We start from the raw sequence: 14,029 nt of genomic DNA, 5'->3' as shown, positions 1-14,029 counted from the left end.
GCGCCGCCCGCTCAGCCGGCGGTGAGGCCCAGGGAGCGCTTCAGGAAGTCCACCTGGAGCAGCAGGAGGTTCTCCGCGACCTGTTCCTGCGGCGTCATGTGGGTGACCCCGGACAGCGGCAGCACCTCGTGCGGGCGGCCGGCGGCCAGCAGCGCGGAGGACAGCCGCAGGGCGTGCGCGACGACCACGTTGTCGTCGGCCAGGCCGTGCACGATCATCAGCGGACGGTGCGGCTCGGCCGGGGCGGAGAGCCCCTCGTCGGTGACGAGCGAGTTGCGGGCGTACGCTTCCGCGGCCGCCGCCGGGTCGCCGAGGTACCGCTCCGTGTAGTGGGTGTCGTACAGCCGCCAGTCCGTGACGGGAGCGCCCGCGATGCCCGCGTGGAAGACGTCCGGGCGGCGCAGCACCGCCAGGGCCGCCAGGTAGCCGCCGAAGGACCAGCCGCGGATCGCCACCCGGGACAGGTCCAGGGGGTGCGTTCGCGCCAGATCCCGGAGCGCCTCGATCTGGTCGTCGAGGGCGACCGTGAGGTCCTGGTGGATCGCCTTCTCCCAGCCGGGGGAGCGGCCGGGCGTGCCCCGGCCGTCCGCGACGACCACCGCGAAGCCCTGATCGGCGAACCACTGCGAGGTCAGGTGCGCGTTGTGCGCGGCGAGCACCCGCGGCCCGTGCGGCCCGCCGTAGGGGTCGAGGAGGACGGGCAGGCGCGCCTGCGAGGTGTCACGGGGGTAGTCCGTAGGCATAAGCACGGCGCACGGGATGCGGCGTGCGCCCCCCTGGACCAGTCGTACGCGGGGGGACAGACCGGGATCTTCCGCGTGCGACCGGACGGTCGCCACCGGCTTCCCGTCCCGCAGCACCCGCACCTGGCTGCCCGGCCGGTCCGGCACCGCCGACACCAGCACGGTCACGCCCCCGGAACGCACCGCGGAGTGCACCCCGGGCTCCTGGGACACGCGCTCGACGCCGAGTTCGCTGACGCGGTAGACGTGCACCTCGCCGATGTCCGGCCGCTCCGCCTCCTCCCCGGCCGACGCGGAGACCAGCACGTCGTCGGCCGTCACGTCCAGCACCGCCCGCACGTGCAGCTGTGCTCCCGTCAGGGGCCGTTCGCCGACCGCGAGGACCCGCGCGCCGCCCTCGTCCGCGATCCGGACGAGCCGGCCCGAGGGGCTCCAGCACGGCACCCCAGGGAAAAGATCCAGCCAAATCCGATCTTCGTCGGCGTGCACCATCCGGGTCGCCCCGGAGTCGGTGTCCACGGCCAGGAACAGCTGACTTCGCTGGTCGCGCGCCTGGACGAGCAGCAGGGGCGCACCCGCCGCTGACCAGTGCACTCGCGCCAGATACGGGTAGCGCGACCGGTCCCAGACGACCTCGGTGCGCACCCCTTTGAGGTCGATCAGGAACAGCCGGACGTCCGCGTTCGCCGTCCCGGCCGCCGGATAGCGGACGTGTTGTGGGTCACGTTTCGGCTGGGCCGGATCCGAGATCCACCACTGCTCCACCGGCGTGTCGTCCACCCGCGCCACGAGCAGCCGGTCGGACTCCGGGGCCCACCAGAACCCCCGGGCGCGCCCCATCTCCTCGGCCGCGATGAACTCGGCCAATCCATAGGAAACCGACGCCGACTCCGGTTCGGCGAGCGCCAGGTCGCCCTCGCCCTCGGCGCCCACCACCCGCAGCGCGCCCCGCGCGACGTACGCGACCAGGCGCCCGTCGGGGGACGGACGGGGGTCGATCACCGGTCCGGCGACGGGCAGTTCGCGTGCCGTGCCGGCCCGCAGCTCCGCCGCGAAAAGCCGCCCTGACAAGGCGAAAGACGCCAACTCGACGGCCCCGTCGGTGGCGTAGCCGATGATCCCCGCGCCGCTCTCACGGCTGCGTTCCCGGCGCGCCCGTTCCTCGGGCGAGAGGTCCTCCGAGGCCCCGCCCAGGAGGGCGCGCGGGTCGGCGGCCACGCGCTCCTGTCCGTCCTCCGGGTCGAGCACCCAGAGCGCGTTGGCCCGGTCGGTGCCGGAGCGCGAGCGGAGGAACACGACACGGGAGCCGTCGGGGGCCACCGTGAACGAACGCGGCGCGCCGAGCGTGAAACGCTGGGTGCGGGCGTGCCGCCGGGGGAAGGAGTCGAGCTCGGTCGTCATGCCCTGACCATATTGGCCATGCGCCCCCTTGTGCGGCTGTGCGCCACTCGATGCGCACGTACTCATAGTTATGATCACTAGCGCTGAGTGGGTATGAACCTGCTGGCTGTTGTACGGATTGACAAGTTCCCTCGCTCTGTTTCCCCCACGTCCCCGGGTTCTTGGAGGTGAGCCGCCGTGGCACTCTCGATTTCGGCGGTGGTGCTGCTGGCGATCATCGTCTTCTTGCTGATCAAGAAGTCAGGACTGAAGGGCGGTCACGCGGTCGTCTGCATCCTGCTCGGCTTCTACCTCGCCTCGTCGACGATGGCGGGGACGATCAACGATCTGACGACGAGCGTGGCGAGCATGATCGGCAGCATCAAGTTCTGACGCGACCGCGTCCCGGGTTCCGGTGCCCGCCCGCCCGGAACCCGCACGCGCCGCCACGATGCGCGCCTTCCCCGGATCCGGATCCGTAAGCCGGTGGATCCGGAACGGGTGCGGGGCGGGTGCGCGTGGACGGCGCCGGCAACGGGCTGCCGCCCGGGGCCGGGGCCGAGCGGACCGTCAGCCCCCGGACGCGAACGGCACGAAGCCGGACCAGGCTTCCGGCGAGAGCCGGAGGCGGGGGCCAGCGGTGCGCTTGGAGTCGCGGACGTGGACGGTGTCGGGTGCGATCGCGACCTCGACGCAGTCGTTCGGGTTGCTCGTGTCGCTGAAGCTGCTCTTGAACCACACCAGCTCGAAAGAGTCTTCGGCAGAGGCCTTGCGGATCATGTTTCTCCCAGCAGTCGCTCGACGAAGGCCTGTGACTCCCGTGCGGTCAGAGCCTCGGCCCGGATGGTCCCATAGCGGAGTTCGAGGATCCGGAGTTGCCTCGGGTCATGGACCGGGCGGCCGTTGAACTCGTCGTCCATGCGCCCGACCGCCGTGCCGTCACCGAACTTCAGCACCTGGATCCGTCCTCCCGTACCAGGGTGGTCCCAGCGGTCCAGCGGCATCACCTGAATATCGACGTTCCGCAACTGGGCCACCTCGAGGAGGTGTTCGAGTTGCTTGCGGTGCACCATCCTGCCTCCGATCGGGCGGCGCAGTGTCGTCTCCTCCAGGACGAAGCTGAGCTCAGGGGCCGGTGAACGCTCGTAGATCGCCTTCCTGGCCATACGCGCGGCCACCGCCTGCTCCAACTGGTTCTCCGGGGGTGTGGGGCGCCGCGTCAGCAGCAAGGCCCGCGCGAAGTCCTCCGTCTGCAGGAGGCCGTGCAGGGCGTGGCTGCCGTACGAGAGCAGTTCGACCGCCTTCGCCTCCAAGTCCGCCAGATCCCGCACCTTCCTCGGATACCGGACCTTCTCCACGTCCCCCTTCATCGCCGACAGCAGGCCACCCGCCCCCAGCACCTCGTCCGCCCTGTCCAGGAACTCCGGCCGGGGGATCCGCTTGCCGCTCTCGATCTTGTAGACGAGGTCCTCGCCGTACCCGACCGCCACCGCGAACTCGCCGACCCGCATCCCGGCCGCCTCCCGGCGGAGCCTCAACTGCCGTCCCACCGTGGCGACCACGGCGAGCGCCCAGTCGTCGTCCGGGTCCACCTCCCACCCCGGCTCGTCCGTCTGATCCGCCTCGGTCCTGACCCGCGCGGCCTCACCGTTCACCGACATGCGCGCCCCTCCGTAGTGCCGCGTCGTACCGTCGTGCCCCGCCCGCGGGAGCCGCGCCGACAGTCCGGACAGCGCTGGACAAGCCTTGGACGGTGGCTCTACGTAGTGGGGTGATCACCCACCACGGTAGGTCCGAGCGGCCACGCTGAGTGACGTGAATCAGGAAACTCAGGACATCACCGGGTCCAGGACCCGGCCCGAACCCAGCGGCGTGGTCCGCGACTTCACCGTGCTGCTGTCGTCCACCCCGCGTGGCGCCCGCCTCGCCCGCCTGCTCGCGGTGGACGCGCTCCGGAGCTGGGGGCTCCCGCACGAGAGGGCGGGCCACGTCGTCGCGGAACTGGCGGCCAACGCGGCCACTCACGGCCGCCTGCCCGGCCGCAGCTTCCGCCTCACGCTCCACGTGGTCGGCGCCACGCTCCGCATCGAAGTCACCGACACGCGAGGTGACCGGCTGCCCGCGCCCCAGGTGCCCGACGCCGTGGCCGAGTCGGGTCGGGGCCTGCTGCTCGTCGAGGCGCTGGCCGACCGCTGGGGAGTGATGGAAGGGCGGTTCCCGCGCAAGACCGTCTGGGCCGAACTCGGCCTCACATCACCGGAACCCGAGCCCTCGCGCTCCGGTGCCGTCGACGACTGAAAGACAAAGAATCCCGGGGGAAAACACCCCTGCCGAACCCCACCCCTCCCGCCCGTGGTCGCGCTCACTCGGGCGGGTGAACATCGCCGGACCGGCTGGATTCCGCGGCCCCCGAGGCCCGACGCTCAGCGCAACGCACCACCACGACCGCAGACATGAGACGGCCCCCGCCGGGACGGGCAATCCCAGTGCGAGGGCCTGACCACCGAGGAAGGTCCAGCTTCCCGATGGGTATCCAGAACCCTAGCGTGCCCTCGCACGCACAGGCCCGCGTTGCGGGCAACAAGCACCCGAACCGGCGGCCCGGCGCGACCCACCGCACCGGCGGAGGGCTCCAGCACGACAACACCCGCCACACCACCCGCTTCACGGTGATCGGCAACCACCTGGCCCAGCACCGGCAGCTCTCGCTCCTCGCCATCGGGCTCGGCACGCACCTCCAGTCGCTGCCGAAGGGCGCCCCGGCCGACATCAAGACCCTCGCCGCCCGGTTCCCCGAGGGAGCCACCCGCATCGCCGCCGCCCTGCGCGAACTGGAGACCCACGGCTACCTGCGCCGCGAACGCGTCCGCACCCCCACCGGCCGCATCGTGACCCGCACGGTCTCGTGCAACCAGCCGGCGGCGGCCCGCCACCACCCCGAGGCGCACGACCAGCCGGAGACCCGGACCACGGCGGCACCGCGGCGGCGGGAGGCGGGTGAGGACGGCGGAGCGCACCCCACGCGGGCGGCGCGCGAGAAGCGAGCGCCCCGCAGGCCGCTCCCCGACGTGCCGAGCCCCGCGTACCCCGCCCCCGCCCTCCTCCGGTCCGCCGCCGACCTCCTCGCGGACCTCCACCGCCACGACCCCCGGCTGCTCCTCTCCGCCTGCGACACGGCCCACCTGACCCCCGGCGTCGCCGCCTGGCTGGAGCGGGACGCCACCCCCGCCGCCGTACGCCACGCCCTGACCGCCGCCCTGCCGGCCGAGGGCGTACGCCGTCCCGCCGCTCTCCTGGCCCACCGCCTCGCCGCCCAGCTCCCGCCCCCGCCCCCGTTCCGGGCGCCGGCCGCTCCGCAGCCGCCCGTGTACCCGATGCGGAACTGCGACGGCTGTGACCGCGGCATCCGCACACCCGCTCCCGGCGGCCGCTGCCGCGACTGCCGGGAGCGGTCGGCCGCGGCCCTCTGAAGACCCACCCGAGCAAAGGAACCACATGGTCAACTCGCCGCACGAGGCGATGCACCGCATCTTCCAGGAGTACCCCGGCCTGTTCACGGGCGTCTCCAAGGTCCTCGGCCTCCCCGTCATCCAGCCCACGGCTGTCACCGTTCTGCCCACCGACGTCACGGAGAGCCAGCCCGTCGAACGCCGTGTCGACACACTGCTGCGTTTCGACGGAGACGCCCCGCTCCTGCTGGCCGTCGAAGCACAGAACGCGAGGGACCCGAAGAAGCCCGCCAGCTGGGCCTACTACCTGTCCTACCTGTACACGAAGTACAAAACCCCACCCCTGCTGCTGGTGGTCTGCCAGGACCGGACAACGGCCGAGTGGGCTGCCCGAACCGTGCGCATCGGTCCTGAACGGTGGGCCGCGCTGACACTGCGCCCGCTCGTGGCCGGTCCGCACAACATGCCCCGCATCACCGACCCGGACGAGGCGCGCGCCGATCTGGCACTGGCCGCGTTGTCGGCCATCACGCACGCGAAGGATTCCGGCGTCGATGGGATACTGAAGGCCCTGTCCACCGCTCTGCGCGACGTTCCCGAATCCGTCGCCGATCCCATCGTCGAATTCACCGCACGAGGCCTGGACAGCGTTCGCCGGGCCGCAGATTTCTGGAGGAACCTGGTGGCCGTGGACCTCTCCTTCTACAAGTCGTCCATCTCCGAAGAGATCCGTGCCCAGCGGCGCGCGGAGGACATCCTGCTCGTCCTGGAGGCGCGTGGTCTCGACGTCTCCGACGCGGTCCGCGAGCGCATCGCCGGCTGCGACGACCCCGACCTCTCGCGCGAGTGGCTGACGCGGGCGATCACCGTGGACTCCGCCGAGGGCATCTTCGCGGAGCGGGAGGACAGCGCCTGAGCCCTCGGGGGCCGGCGGACCTCTGACCGCCGCCACTGGCTCCCGCTGCCGGTGGCGGCGCCGCGCCTCGTAGGGTTGGCCCCATGACGGAACTGCCCGACCGGCGTCTGCTGCTGGTGCACGCGCACCCGGACGACGAGTCGATCAACAACGGCGCGACCATGGCCCGCTACGCGGCCGAGGGCGCCCGGGTGACGCTGGTCACCTGCACGCTCGGGGAGCGCGGCGAGGTCATCCCGCCGCACCTGCGGCACCTCACCGGCGCCGCCCTCGGCGAGCACCGCCTGCGCGAGCTCACCGACGCCATGGCCGCCCTGGGCGTCGGCGACTTCCGGCTGCTGGGCGGCGCGGGCCGGTACGGCGACTCCGGGATGATGGGCGTCCCCGACAACGACGACCCCGCCTGCTTCTGGCAGGCCGACGTCGACGAGGCCGCCGCCGCGCTGGCCGAGGTGATCCTGGAGGTGCGCCCCCAGGTCGTCGTCGCCTACGACGAGCAGGGCGGCTACGGCCACCCCGACCACGTCCAGGCCCACCGCGTCGCCCTGCGGGCCGTGGACCTCGCGGCCGAGGCCGGCTGGACCGTCCCCAAGGTCTACTACAACCGCGTCCCGCGCTCCGTCGCCGAGGCCGCCTTCGCCCGGCTCCGCGAGGAGCTGCCCGCCCTGCCCTTCACCAGGAGCGCCGCCGTCACCGACGTACCGGGCGTGGTGGACGACGAGCGGATCACCACCGCCGTCGACGGCGCCGCGTACGCGGCCGCGAAGACCGCCGCGATGCGCGCGCACGCCACCCAGATCGAGGTCGCCCCCGACGGCCGCTCCTTCGTCCTCTCCAACGAACTGGCGCAGCCGCTGTTCACCACCGAGTACTACGAGCTGGTGCGCGGGACGCGGCCGCAGGAGAGGGAGAGCGACCTGTTCGCCGGGACCGAGGGGGTGGCCTGATGTCCGACCGCGGACCGATGCTCGCCCAGCCCCTGCGGCCGCCCTCCGGCGGACGGGCCGCCGCCTGCCTGGGCCTCCTGCTGCTCGGCGCGGTCACCGGCGTCGCCGGGGCGCTCGTCCAGTCCGGCTGGTTCCCGGGCGGGCTGCTGCTCGCGCTCGCGGGCGCCGCCGGCCTCTTCCTCGGCGGGGCACGCGCCCTGGGCAGCCGGGCCGGGGCCGTCGCGCCCGCCGCCGGCTGGATGATCGCCGTCGTCCTGCTCACCTCGGGCCGCCCCGAGGGCGACTTCCTGTTCGGCGCGGGAATCGGCTCCTACCTCTTCCTCCTCGGCGGCATGGCCCTGGCTGTGATCTGCGCCACCCTCGGCCCGGGGCGGCAACCGGTCGGCGACGACGTCCGACTTGGCAAGTGACGTACCACTTCGCCGTGGCGTGGCCGTGCGAGTCCGGTGTGGGTTTCAGCGGCGGTCGCGGGATACGCGTCAGAAGTGGCCAGTATGGTGGTGCGCGCCGCCGAGCTGCCCGTGAGGTCGTGGCGGGCGGCGGAGCCAACCTGGAGAACCTGCCTTGAGTCGTGAAACTGACAGTCCGTCCTCCGGGCCCAACGGGCGCGGGGGAGCCGCATACCCCTCGGGCACCCCGCCCTACGGCATCCCGGTGGTGTCCGACGGCGGCGCGGACGCCGGTCGTTCGGCCGCGCGGCCGGAGGAACGCAAGACCGAGACCACGCTGACGACCCGGATCCGGATCAACATCCCCGGGTCGCGGCCCATTCCGCCGGTCGTCGTGCGCAAGCCCGTCACGGACACGGAGGCCGCGGGCGACGGCGGCGCCGAGCCGCAGGCGGCGGGCTCCGCCCCGGCGGCGGGCGCCGCGCCGGCGTCCGCACCCGCCGGCGGCTCCGCGTCCGCCGCGGGCAGCGCCGAGACGCCCGCCGAGCAGGCGCCGGCGGCCGACGAGAAGACGAGCGACTGGTTCGCGCCGCGCAAGTCCTCGCCGGGCAAGGGCGGCCAGGGCGGCGGCCCCGCCAACGGCGCGGGGACCGCGGCCGGTTCCGGCGCCGGCACCGGCCCGGGCACGGGCGCCCCCGGCGGCAACGGCGCCGGTGCGCCCGGCGGCGCGCGTCCGGGCGGCGCACGCCCCGGCGGTGCCGTCGGCTCCCCGTCCGTGCCGGGCGCCCCCCGCCCCGGCGGCACGAACGGCGCCGGGCTGTCCGGTGCCACCGGCGGTCCCGTGGCTCCGGGACACGGCGGCGGCACCGGCTCCTTCGACGTGACCGAGGCGCTCGCCGCGGGCCCGCTGAACGGCGGCGCGCGTCCGGCGCAGGACGGCGGCGCCGAGCCGCGCCGCGACGACCTGGCGTACTTCCCGGACGACGGCGGCCGGAACGGCTTCACCGGGACCGACGGCCGGGGCGGCGTCCCCGGCGGTCCCGGCGCGCCCGGCGGCCCCCACGACTTCAACGGGCCGGACGGCCCCGGCGGCAGGGGCGGCCCGCAGGGCCCCGCCGGCCCCACCGGCGGCCCGGTCACCGGCGACGGCCCGATGGTGCCGCCGGTCAACGGCGCCGCCACCGGCCCCGTGGGCGCACCGTACGCACCCGGCGCCCCCGCCGGCCCCGGAGCCCAGGGCGGCCCCGGCACCGGCCGTCCCCCCGGCGGCGGGCTCAGCGACGACACCGCGATCCTCACCCCGCAGAAGCCGGTCTCCGAAGGCGGCCCGGGCGCCGGCTACGGCCGCCACGACAACGTCTCCGGCCAGACCGTCACCAGCGGCATCCCGATCGTGCCCCCGCCCGGCCAGGGCGCCGGCCCCGGCGGGCCGTTCGCGCCGGGCGCGCCGGGTGCGCCGGGTGCGCCCGCCGGCGGACCGCGGCAGCCCGACCCGTCCGGCCGGAACGCGCCCGCGGCCGCCCCGCAGAAGAAAAAGAAGAAGGGCCGCAGCAAGCTGGTCCTGCTCGGCGGCCTGGTGGTCGTCGGCGCGGCCGGCGCCTACGGCGCCGGGCTGCTGATGAACCACTCCGACGTGCCCAAGGGCACCACGGTGCTCGGCGTCGACATCGGCGGCACCCGCGACGACGCCGTCAAGAAGCTCGACGGGGCCTTCGACTCCCGGGTGGACCAGGCGCTGAAGCTGTCCGTGGGCGGCGACACCGTCACCCTCAAGCCCGACCAGGCCGGCCTGCAGTTCGACATGCAGGCCACGGTCGACAAGGCCGCCACGAGCGACTACAACCCCGTCTCGGTGATCGGCTCGCTGTTCGGCCGGCACCGCGAGATCGAACCGGTCATGCCGGTCGACGAGGAGAAGCTCAAGGCCGCGCTGGAGAGCGCCGCGGGCGGCTCCGGCTCGTCCGCCGACGGCACGATCAAGTTCGAGCGGGGCAAGGCCGTCGCCGTCTACGGTAAGGCGGGCAAGGGCATCGACGCGGCCAAGGCCCAGACGGCCGTCGTGGCCGCCTACCGCACGCAGGTCGAGGGCGGCGCCGCCACCGCGGTGCAGGTGCCCACGACCACCAGGCAGCCCACGGTGTCCGACGCCGAGGTCGACCGGATGATGAAGGAGTTCGCCGAGCCGGCGATGTCCGCCTCCGTCACGGTCCAGACCGACGCGGCGCACGCCGTCCGGTTCAGCCCGGAGAACTCCCTCTGGAAGTTCCTCGAGGTCAAGGCCGTCGACGGCAAGCTCGTCGACAGCTACGACGAGGCCGCCCTGAAGGAGCTGTACGGCGGCACCTTCGACGGCGTCAAGATCACCCGCGCCACCGGCCAGAAGACGGACGTCACCGTGCAGGACGTGATCGGCGCCCTGCGCCTGGCGCTGAAGAGCAAGACCGACCGGGTCGCCGTCATCGACACCGACCCGAACTGACGCGGCACCCCCGTGAAGGGCACCCGGCGCCCCGCCGGGTGCCCTTCGCGCGTCCCGGGCGCGAACTCCCGGCTCTTTCGGCGCGCACCGGTGTCACACCCCCGGCATGACATCCGTCATGCGGCACCGCGGACGTCCGACACTGCCGCCGGACCGGCCCCGGGCGCGACGATCGACGTATGACGACAACAGCACCGGTGGTCGAATTCGACCGGGTGAGCAAGGACTTCGGGGACGTGCGGGCGGTGGACGGGCTGAGCCTCGCCCTGCACCCGGGACAGACCGTGGCGCTGCTCGGACCCAACGGGGCCGGCAAGTCGACCACCCTCGACCTGCTGCTCGGCCTCAAGTACGCCGACAGCGGCGCGGTCCGCGTGTTCGGCGCGAGCCCCCGCGAGGCGATCGTCGCCGGCCGCGTGGGCGCGATGCTGCAGAGCGGCGGGCTGATGGACGAGGTCACCGTCGCCGAACTGGTCCGCCTGGCCTGCTCCCTGCACCCGAAGCCGTACCGGCCCGGTGACGTGCTGGCCCGCGCCGGCATCACCCGGATCGCCGACCGCAAGGTCGACAAGCTCTCCGGCGGCCAGGCCCAGCGCGTCCGCTTCGCCCTCGCCACCGCGGGCGACAGCGACCTGATCGTCCTCGACGAGCCCACCACCGGCATGGACGTCACCACCCGCCGGGCGTTCTGGGCCACCATGCGCGAGCAGGCCGACCAGGGCCGCACGGTCCTGTTCGCCACGCACTACCTGGAAGAGGCCGACGCGATCGCCGATCGCGTCCTCGTCCTGCACCGGGGCCGCCTGCTCGCCGACGGCACGGCCGCCGAGATCAAGGCCAAGGCCGGCGCCCGGCGGATCTCCTTCGACCTGGACGGCGACCCGGACGGCGCGATCGACGAGAGCGCCCTGCGGGCCCTGCCCTTCCTCACCGGCCTCACCGTCTCCGGCCGGACCGTCCGCATCCAGTCCGCCGACGCCGACGCCACCGTCCACGCCCTCTACGGCCTCGGCCTGTACCCCCGCAACCTCGAGGTCGCCGGCCTCGGCCTGGAACAGGCCTTCGTCGCCCTCACCGCAGCCGAGGAGGCACGCACCGCATGAACGGCCTGATCACACTGGAACTCGTCCGCGCCCTGCGCAACCGCAAGTTCCTGTTCTTCTCGGTGATCTACCCGTCGCTGCTGTTCCTGCTCATCGCGGGCAGCGCCGACGGCACCACGAGGATCGACGGCACCGGACTGACCCTCCCCACCTACATGATGGTCTCGATGGCCTCCTTCGGCGCCCTCACGGCCGTCCTCATGGGCAACAGCGAGCGCATCTCCAAGGAACGCGCCGGCGGCTGGGTGCGCCAGCTGCGGCTGACCCCGCTGCCGGGCCGCGGCTACGTCCTCGCCAAGACCGCGAGCGCCGCCGTCGTCAGCCTGCCGTCCATCGTCGTCGTCTTCGCCGTCGCCGCCGCCGTGAAGGGCGTACGCCTGGACGCCTGGCAGTGGCTCGCGCTCACCGGCGCGATCTGGGCCGGCAGCCTCGTCTTCGCGGCCCTCGGCGTCGCCCTCGGCTACCTCGCCACCGGCGACGCCGTCCGCCCGGTCACGATGATCACCTACTTCGGGCTGTCGATCCTCGGCGGCCTGTGGATGCCGACGACCACCTTCCCGGGCTGGCTGCAGGAAGTGGCGCGGTGGGTGCCCACCCACGCGTACGCTGCCCTGGGTCAGGCCATCGAACAGAGCCAGGCCCCCCGCGTCCAGGACATCGCGGTCCTCGTCGTCTCCTTCGTCCTCTTCACCGGCGGCGCGGCCTGGCTGTACCGGAAGGACACGCTGAAGGCGTGAGCGGCATCGGCATCGGACAGCGCCCGGCCAACACCCGGCAGCGGGTGATGAAGCTCCTGTGGACCGGCATCTGGCTGGCCTACCTCAGCGCACCCGTCGGCGACCTGCTGCACGGCGGCCACGGCGACGGCGTCCGCGTGCTCGGCTGGCTCGGCCTGGTCACCTTTGTCGCCTGGTACTTCGCCCTGCTCCTGCGCGCCGGACGCGCCGAGACGAACACCGTGGTGCTCGGCTCGCTGGCCGTCCTCACCGCCCAGGCGACCGTCCTCGCCCTCACCCTCGGGCGGGAGTGGCTCGTGCTCTTCGTGTACGTGTCCGTCGCCTCCGGCGCGGCGCTGCCGATGAGGTACTCCCGCTTCGTCATCCCGGCCGAGGCGGCCTGGCTCACCGCGATCGCGCTCGCCGTGCCGGACGGCGGGGAGTTCCTCGTCGGGCTGCTGCTCCCGGCGCTCCTCGGCGGGTTCTCGATGTCCGGGGTGCGGGAACTCATCCGGACCACCGTCGCCCTGCGCGAGGCCCGCGCCACCGTCGCCCAGCTCGCCGCCAACGAGGAACGGCTGCGTCTCGCCCGCGACCTGCACGACCTGCTGGGCCACTCGCTGTCCCTGATCACCCTGAAGAGCGAGCTCGCGGGCCGCATGCTCCCGGACCACCCCGACCGGGCGGCCCGGCAGGTCGCCGACATCGAACAGGTCAGCCGGCAGGCCCTGGCCGACGTCCGCGAGGCCGTCACCGGTTACCGGCGCCCCCGCCTCGCCGCCGAACTCGCCGGCGCCCGGGTCGCCCTGACGACGGCCGGCATCACCGCCCGGATCCCCGCCGAACCCGACCTGGCCGGCGTCCCCGAGGACAGCGAGACCGCCCTCGCCTGGGCGCTGCGCGAGGCGGTCACCAACGTCGTACGGCACAGCGGCGCCGGCCGCTGCACGGTGGAACTCCTGCGCCGCCAGAGCCTCGACGGCCCGGTCCTCGAACTCTCCGTCGAGGACGACGGCTCCGGCGGCTCCGGCGACGGCCCCGGCAACGGCCTGACCGGTCTCACCGAACGCCTGGAGAAGGCGGGCGGCACCCTGGAGGCGGGCGGCAGCGCCAGGAACGGCTTCCGCCTGGTCGCCCGGGCCCCGGCCGCGACCGGCGCGGACATAGGATCCGGCGCATGACGACGTCCACGATCAAGGTCCTGCTCGCGGAGGACCAGTCGATGGTCCGTGAGGCGCTCGCCGCCCTGCTCGGCCTGGAGGACGACATCGAGGTGGTCGTCCAGGTGGCGCGCGGCGACGAGGTCCTCCCGGCCGCGCGGCGGCACGACGTCGACGTCGCCCTCCTCGACATCGAGATGCCGGGCGCGACCGGCATCGAGGCGGCGGCCCGGCTGCACGAGGAGTTCCCCGCGCTGAAACTGGTCGTCCTCACCACCTTCGGCCGCCCCGGCTACCTGCGCAGCGCCATGGAGGCCGGCGCCGACGCCTTCCTGGTCAAGGACGCCCCCGCCGCCCAGCTCGCCGACGCCGTCCGCAGGGTCCTCGCCGGCGAACGCGTCATCGACCCCACCCTCGCGGCGGCGGCCCTGGCCGAGGGCGCCAACCCGCTGACGGACCGGGAGCGGGAGGTGCTGAGGGCGGCGGCGGACGGCTCCACGAACGCCGAGCTGGCGGCGGCCCTGCACCTGTCCCGGGGAACCGTCCGCAACTACCTGTCGACGGCGATACAGAAACTGGCCGTACGCAACCGGGCGGAGGCGGTCCGCGTGGCACGCGAGAAGGGCTGGCTGTGAGCGCCGCACGGAAGGAGCCCCGTCGCGTCGGCGCCCTCCTCCGCCCCGCAGCCGCACGCACCGGCCCCCGCTCAGCCGCGCCGATCAGCCCCCTCGCTCCCGCGGCCCGCCG

14 protein-coding genes are annotated in these 14,029 nt (G+C 73.8%); 11 read left to right on the top strand and 3 right to left on the bottom strand.

Annotation, left to right across the window (positions count from 1 at the left end; genetic code table 11):
• Positions 1-11: 11 nt before the first annotated feature.
• Positions 12-2,144 (bottom strand): prolyl oligopeptidase family serine peptidase, encoded by a 2,133-nt coding sequence (locus ACH4F6_RS10965; protein WP_397959658.1) that lies wholly within the window; start codon positions 2,142-2,144, stop codon positions 12-14.
• Positions 2,145-2,321: 177 nt separating this feature from the next.
• Here ACH4F6_RS10965 and ACH4F6_RS10960 point away from each other — a divergent pair, with 177 nt between their 5' ends.
• A complete protein-coding gene (locus ACH4F6_RS10960; RefSeq protein WP_030783885.1) occupies positions 2,322-2,516 on the top strand; it encodes a hypothetical protein in 195 nt (64 codons plus the stop codon).
• A gap of 177 nt (positions 2,517-2,693) precedes the next feature.
• On the opposite strand, the gene ACH4F6_RS10955 is transcribed toward ACH4F6_RS10960, so the two are convergent.
• Positions 2,694-2,903 (bottom strand): DUF397 domain-containing protein, encoded by a 210-nt coding sequence (locus ACH4F6_RS10955; RefSeq protein ID WP_397959655.1) that lies wholly within the window; start codon positions 2,901-2,903, stop codon positions 2,694-2,696.
• Positions 2,900-3,784: a helix-turn-helix domain-containing protein gene (locus ACH4F6_RS10950; RefSeq protein ID WP_397959653.1), complete on the bottom strand. Its 885-nt coding sequence runs from the start codon at positions 3,782-3,784 to the stop codon at positions 2,900-2,902. The genes ACH4F6_RS10955 and ACH4F6_RS10950 overlap by 4 nt, the downstream gene beginning before the upstream one ends.
• Positions 3,785-3,938: 154 nt before the next feature.
• On the opposite strand from ACH4F6_RS10950, the gene ACH4F6_RS10945 reads away from it, so the two are divergent.
• The 10 genes from ACH4F6_RS10945 (at position 3,939) to ACH4F6_RS10900 (ending at position 13,917) form a co-directional block, all read left to right on the top strand.
• Positions 3,939-4,421, top strand: coding sequence for an ATP-binding protein (locus ACH4F6_RS10945; protein WP_397959651.1), 483 nt, complete (start codon positions 3,939-3,941; stop codon positions 4,419-4,421).
• A gap of 227 nt (positions 4,422-4,648) precedes the next feature.
• Entirely contained in the window at positions 4,649-5,593 is a 945-nt protein-coding gene (locus ACH4F6_RS10940; RefSeq protein ID WP_397959649.1) for a helix-turn-helix domain-containing protein, read from the top strand.
• A 25-nt stretch (positions 5,594-5,618) separates the two neighbouring features.
• A complete protein-coding gene (locus ACH4F6_RS10935; RefSeq protein WP_397959647.1) occupies positions 5,619-6,488 on the top strand; it encodes a hypothetical protein in 870 nt (289 codons plus the stop codon).
• 83 nt (positions 6,489-6,571) lie between these two features.
• Positions 6,572-7,435, top strand: a complete 864-nt coding sequence (mshB, locus tag ACH4F6_RS10930) for an N-acetyl-1-D-myo-inositol-2-amino-2-deoxy-alpha-D-glucopyranoside deacetylase (RefSeq protein WP_397959645.1) — start codon at positions 6,572-6,574, stop codon at positions 7,433-7,435.
• Complete coding sequence (locus ACH4F6_RS10925; RefSeq protein WP_397959643.1) at positions 7,435-7,845, top strand: DUF6113 family protein; 411 nt, start codon at positions 7,435-7,437, stop codon at positions 7,843-7,845. Before mshB ends, ACH4F6_RS10925 begins: the two co-directional genes overlap by 1 nt.
• A gap of 154 nt (positions 7,846-7,999) precedes the next feature.
• Complete coding sequence (locus ACH4F6_RS10920) at positions 8,000-10,303, top strand: hypothetical protein (protein ID WP_397959641.1); 2,304 nt, start codon at positions 8,000-8,002, stop codon at positions 10,301-10,303.
• A 179-nt stretch (positions 10,304-10,482) separates the two neighbouring features.
• The gene (locus ACH4F6_RS10915; protein ID WP_397959639.1) at positions 10,483-11,406 is read left to right on the top strand and encodes an ABC transporter ATP-binding protein; all 924 of its coding nucleotides are present in this window, start codon (positions 10,483-10,485) and stop codon (positions 11,404-11,406) included.
• Positions 11,403-12,143, top strand: coding sequence for an ABC transporter permease (locus ACH4F6_RS10910; RefSeq protein ID WP_397959637.1), 741 nt, complete (start codon positions 11,403-11,405; stop codon positions 12,141-12,143). Before ACH4F6_RS10915 ends, ACH4F6_RS10910 begins: the two co-directional genes overlap by 4 nt.
• Positions 12,140-13,303, top strand: a complete 1,164-nt coding sequence (locus tag ACH4F6_RS10905; RefSeq protein ID WP_397959635.1) for a sensor histidine kinase — start codon at positions 12,140-12,142, stop codon at positions 13,301-13,303. The genes ACH4F6_RS10910 and ACH4F6_RS10905 overlap by 4 nt, the downstream gene beginning before the upstream one ends.
• Complete coding sequence (locus tag ACH4F6_RS10900; protein WP_397959633.1) at positions 13,300-13,917, top strand: response regulator; 618 nt, start codon at positions 13,300-13,302, stop codon at positions 13,915-13,917. The genes ACH4F6_RS10905 and ACH4F6_RS10900 overlap by 4 nt, the downstream gene beginning before the upstream one ends.
• Positions 13,918-14,029: the final 112 nt, after the last annotated feature.

It is taken from the genome of Streptomyces sp. NPDC017936, from assembly GCF_044328485.1.
In the GTDB taxonomy this organism is placed as follows: domain Bacteria; phylum Actinomycetota; class Actinomycetes; order Streptomycetales; family Streptomycetaceae; genus Streptomyces.
This window is presented reverse-complemented; position numbering and strand designations above follow the sequence as displayed.

Excerpts from the sequence above, each read along its gene's own strand:
- ACH4F6_RS10965 (WP_397959658.1), bottom strand. The coding sequence starts at position 2,144 with ATGACGACCGAGCTCGACTCCTTCCCCCGGCGGCACGCCCGCACCCAG.
- ACH4F6_RS10955 (WP_397959655.1), bottom strand. The coding sequence starts at position 2,903 with ATGATCCGCAAGGCCTCTGCCGAAGACTCTTTCGAGCTGGTGTGGTTC.
- ACH4F6_RS10950 (WP_397959653.1), bottom strand. The coding sequence starts at position 3,784 with ATGTCGGTGAACGGTGAGGCCGCGCGGGTCAGGACCGAGGCGGATCAG.
- ACH4F6_RS10940 (WP_397959649.1), top strand. The coding sequence starts at position 4,649 with ATGGGTATCCAGAACCCTAGCGTGCCCTCGCACGCACAGGCCCGCGTT.
- ACH4F6_RS10935 (WP_397959647.1), top strand. The coding sequence starts at position 5,619 with ATGGTCAACTCGCCGCACGAGGCGATGCACCGCATCTTCCAGGAGTAC.
- mshB (WP_397959645.1), top strand. The coding sequence starts at position 6,572 with ATGACGGAACTGCCCGACCGGCGTCTGCTGCTGGTGCACGCGCACCCG.
- ACH4F6_RS10925 (WP_397959643.1), top strand. The coding sequence starts at position 7,435 with ATGTCCGACCGCGGACCGATGCTCGCCCAGCCCCTGCGGCCGCCCTCC.
- ACH4F6_RS10915 (WP_397959639.1), top strand. The coding sequence starts at position 10,483 with ATGACGACAACAGCACCGGTGGTCGAATTCGACCGGGTGAGCAAGGAC.
- ACH4F6_RS10910 (WP_397959637.1), top strand. The coding sequence starts at position 11,403 with ATGAACGGCCTGATCACACTGGAACTCGTCCGCGCCCTGCGCAACCGC.
- ACH4F6_RS10900 (WP_397959633.1), top strand. The coding sequence starts at position 13,300 with ATGACGACGTCCACGATCAAGGTCCTGCTCGCGGAGGACCAGTCGATG.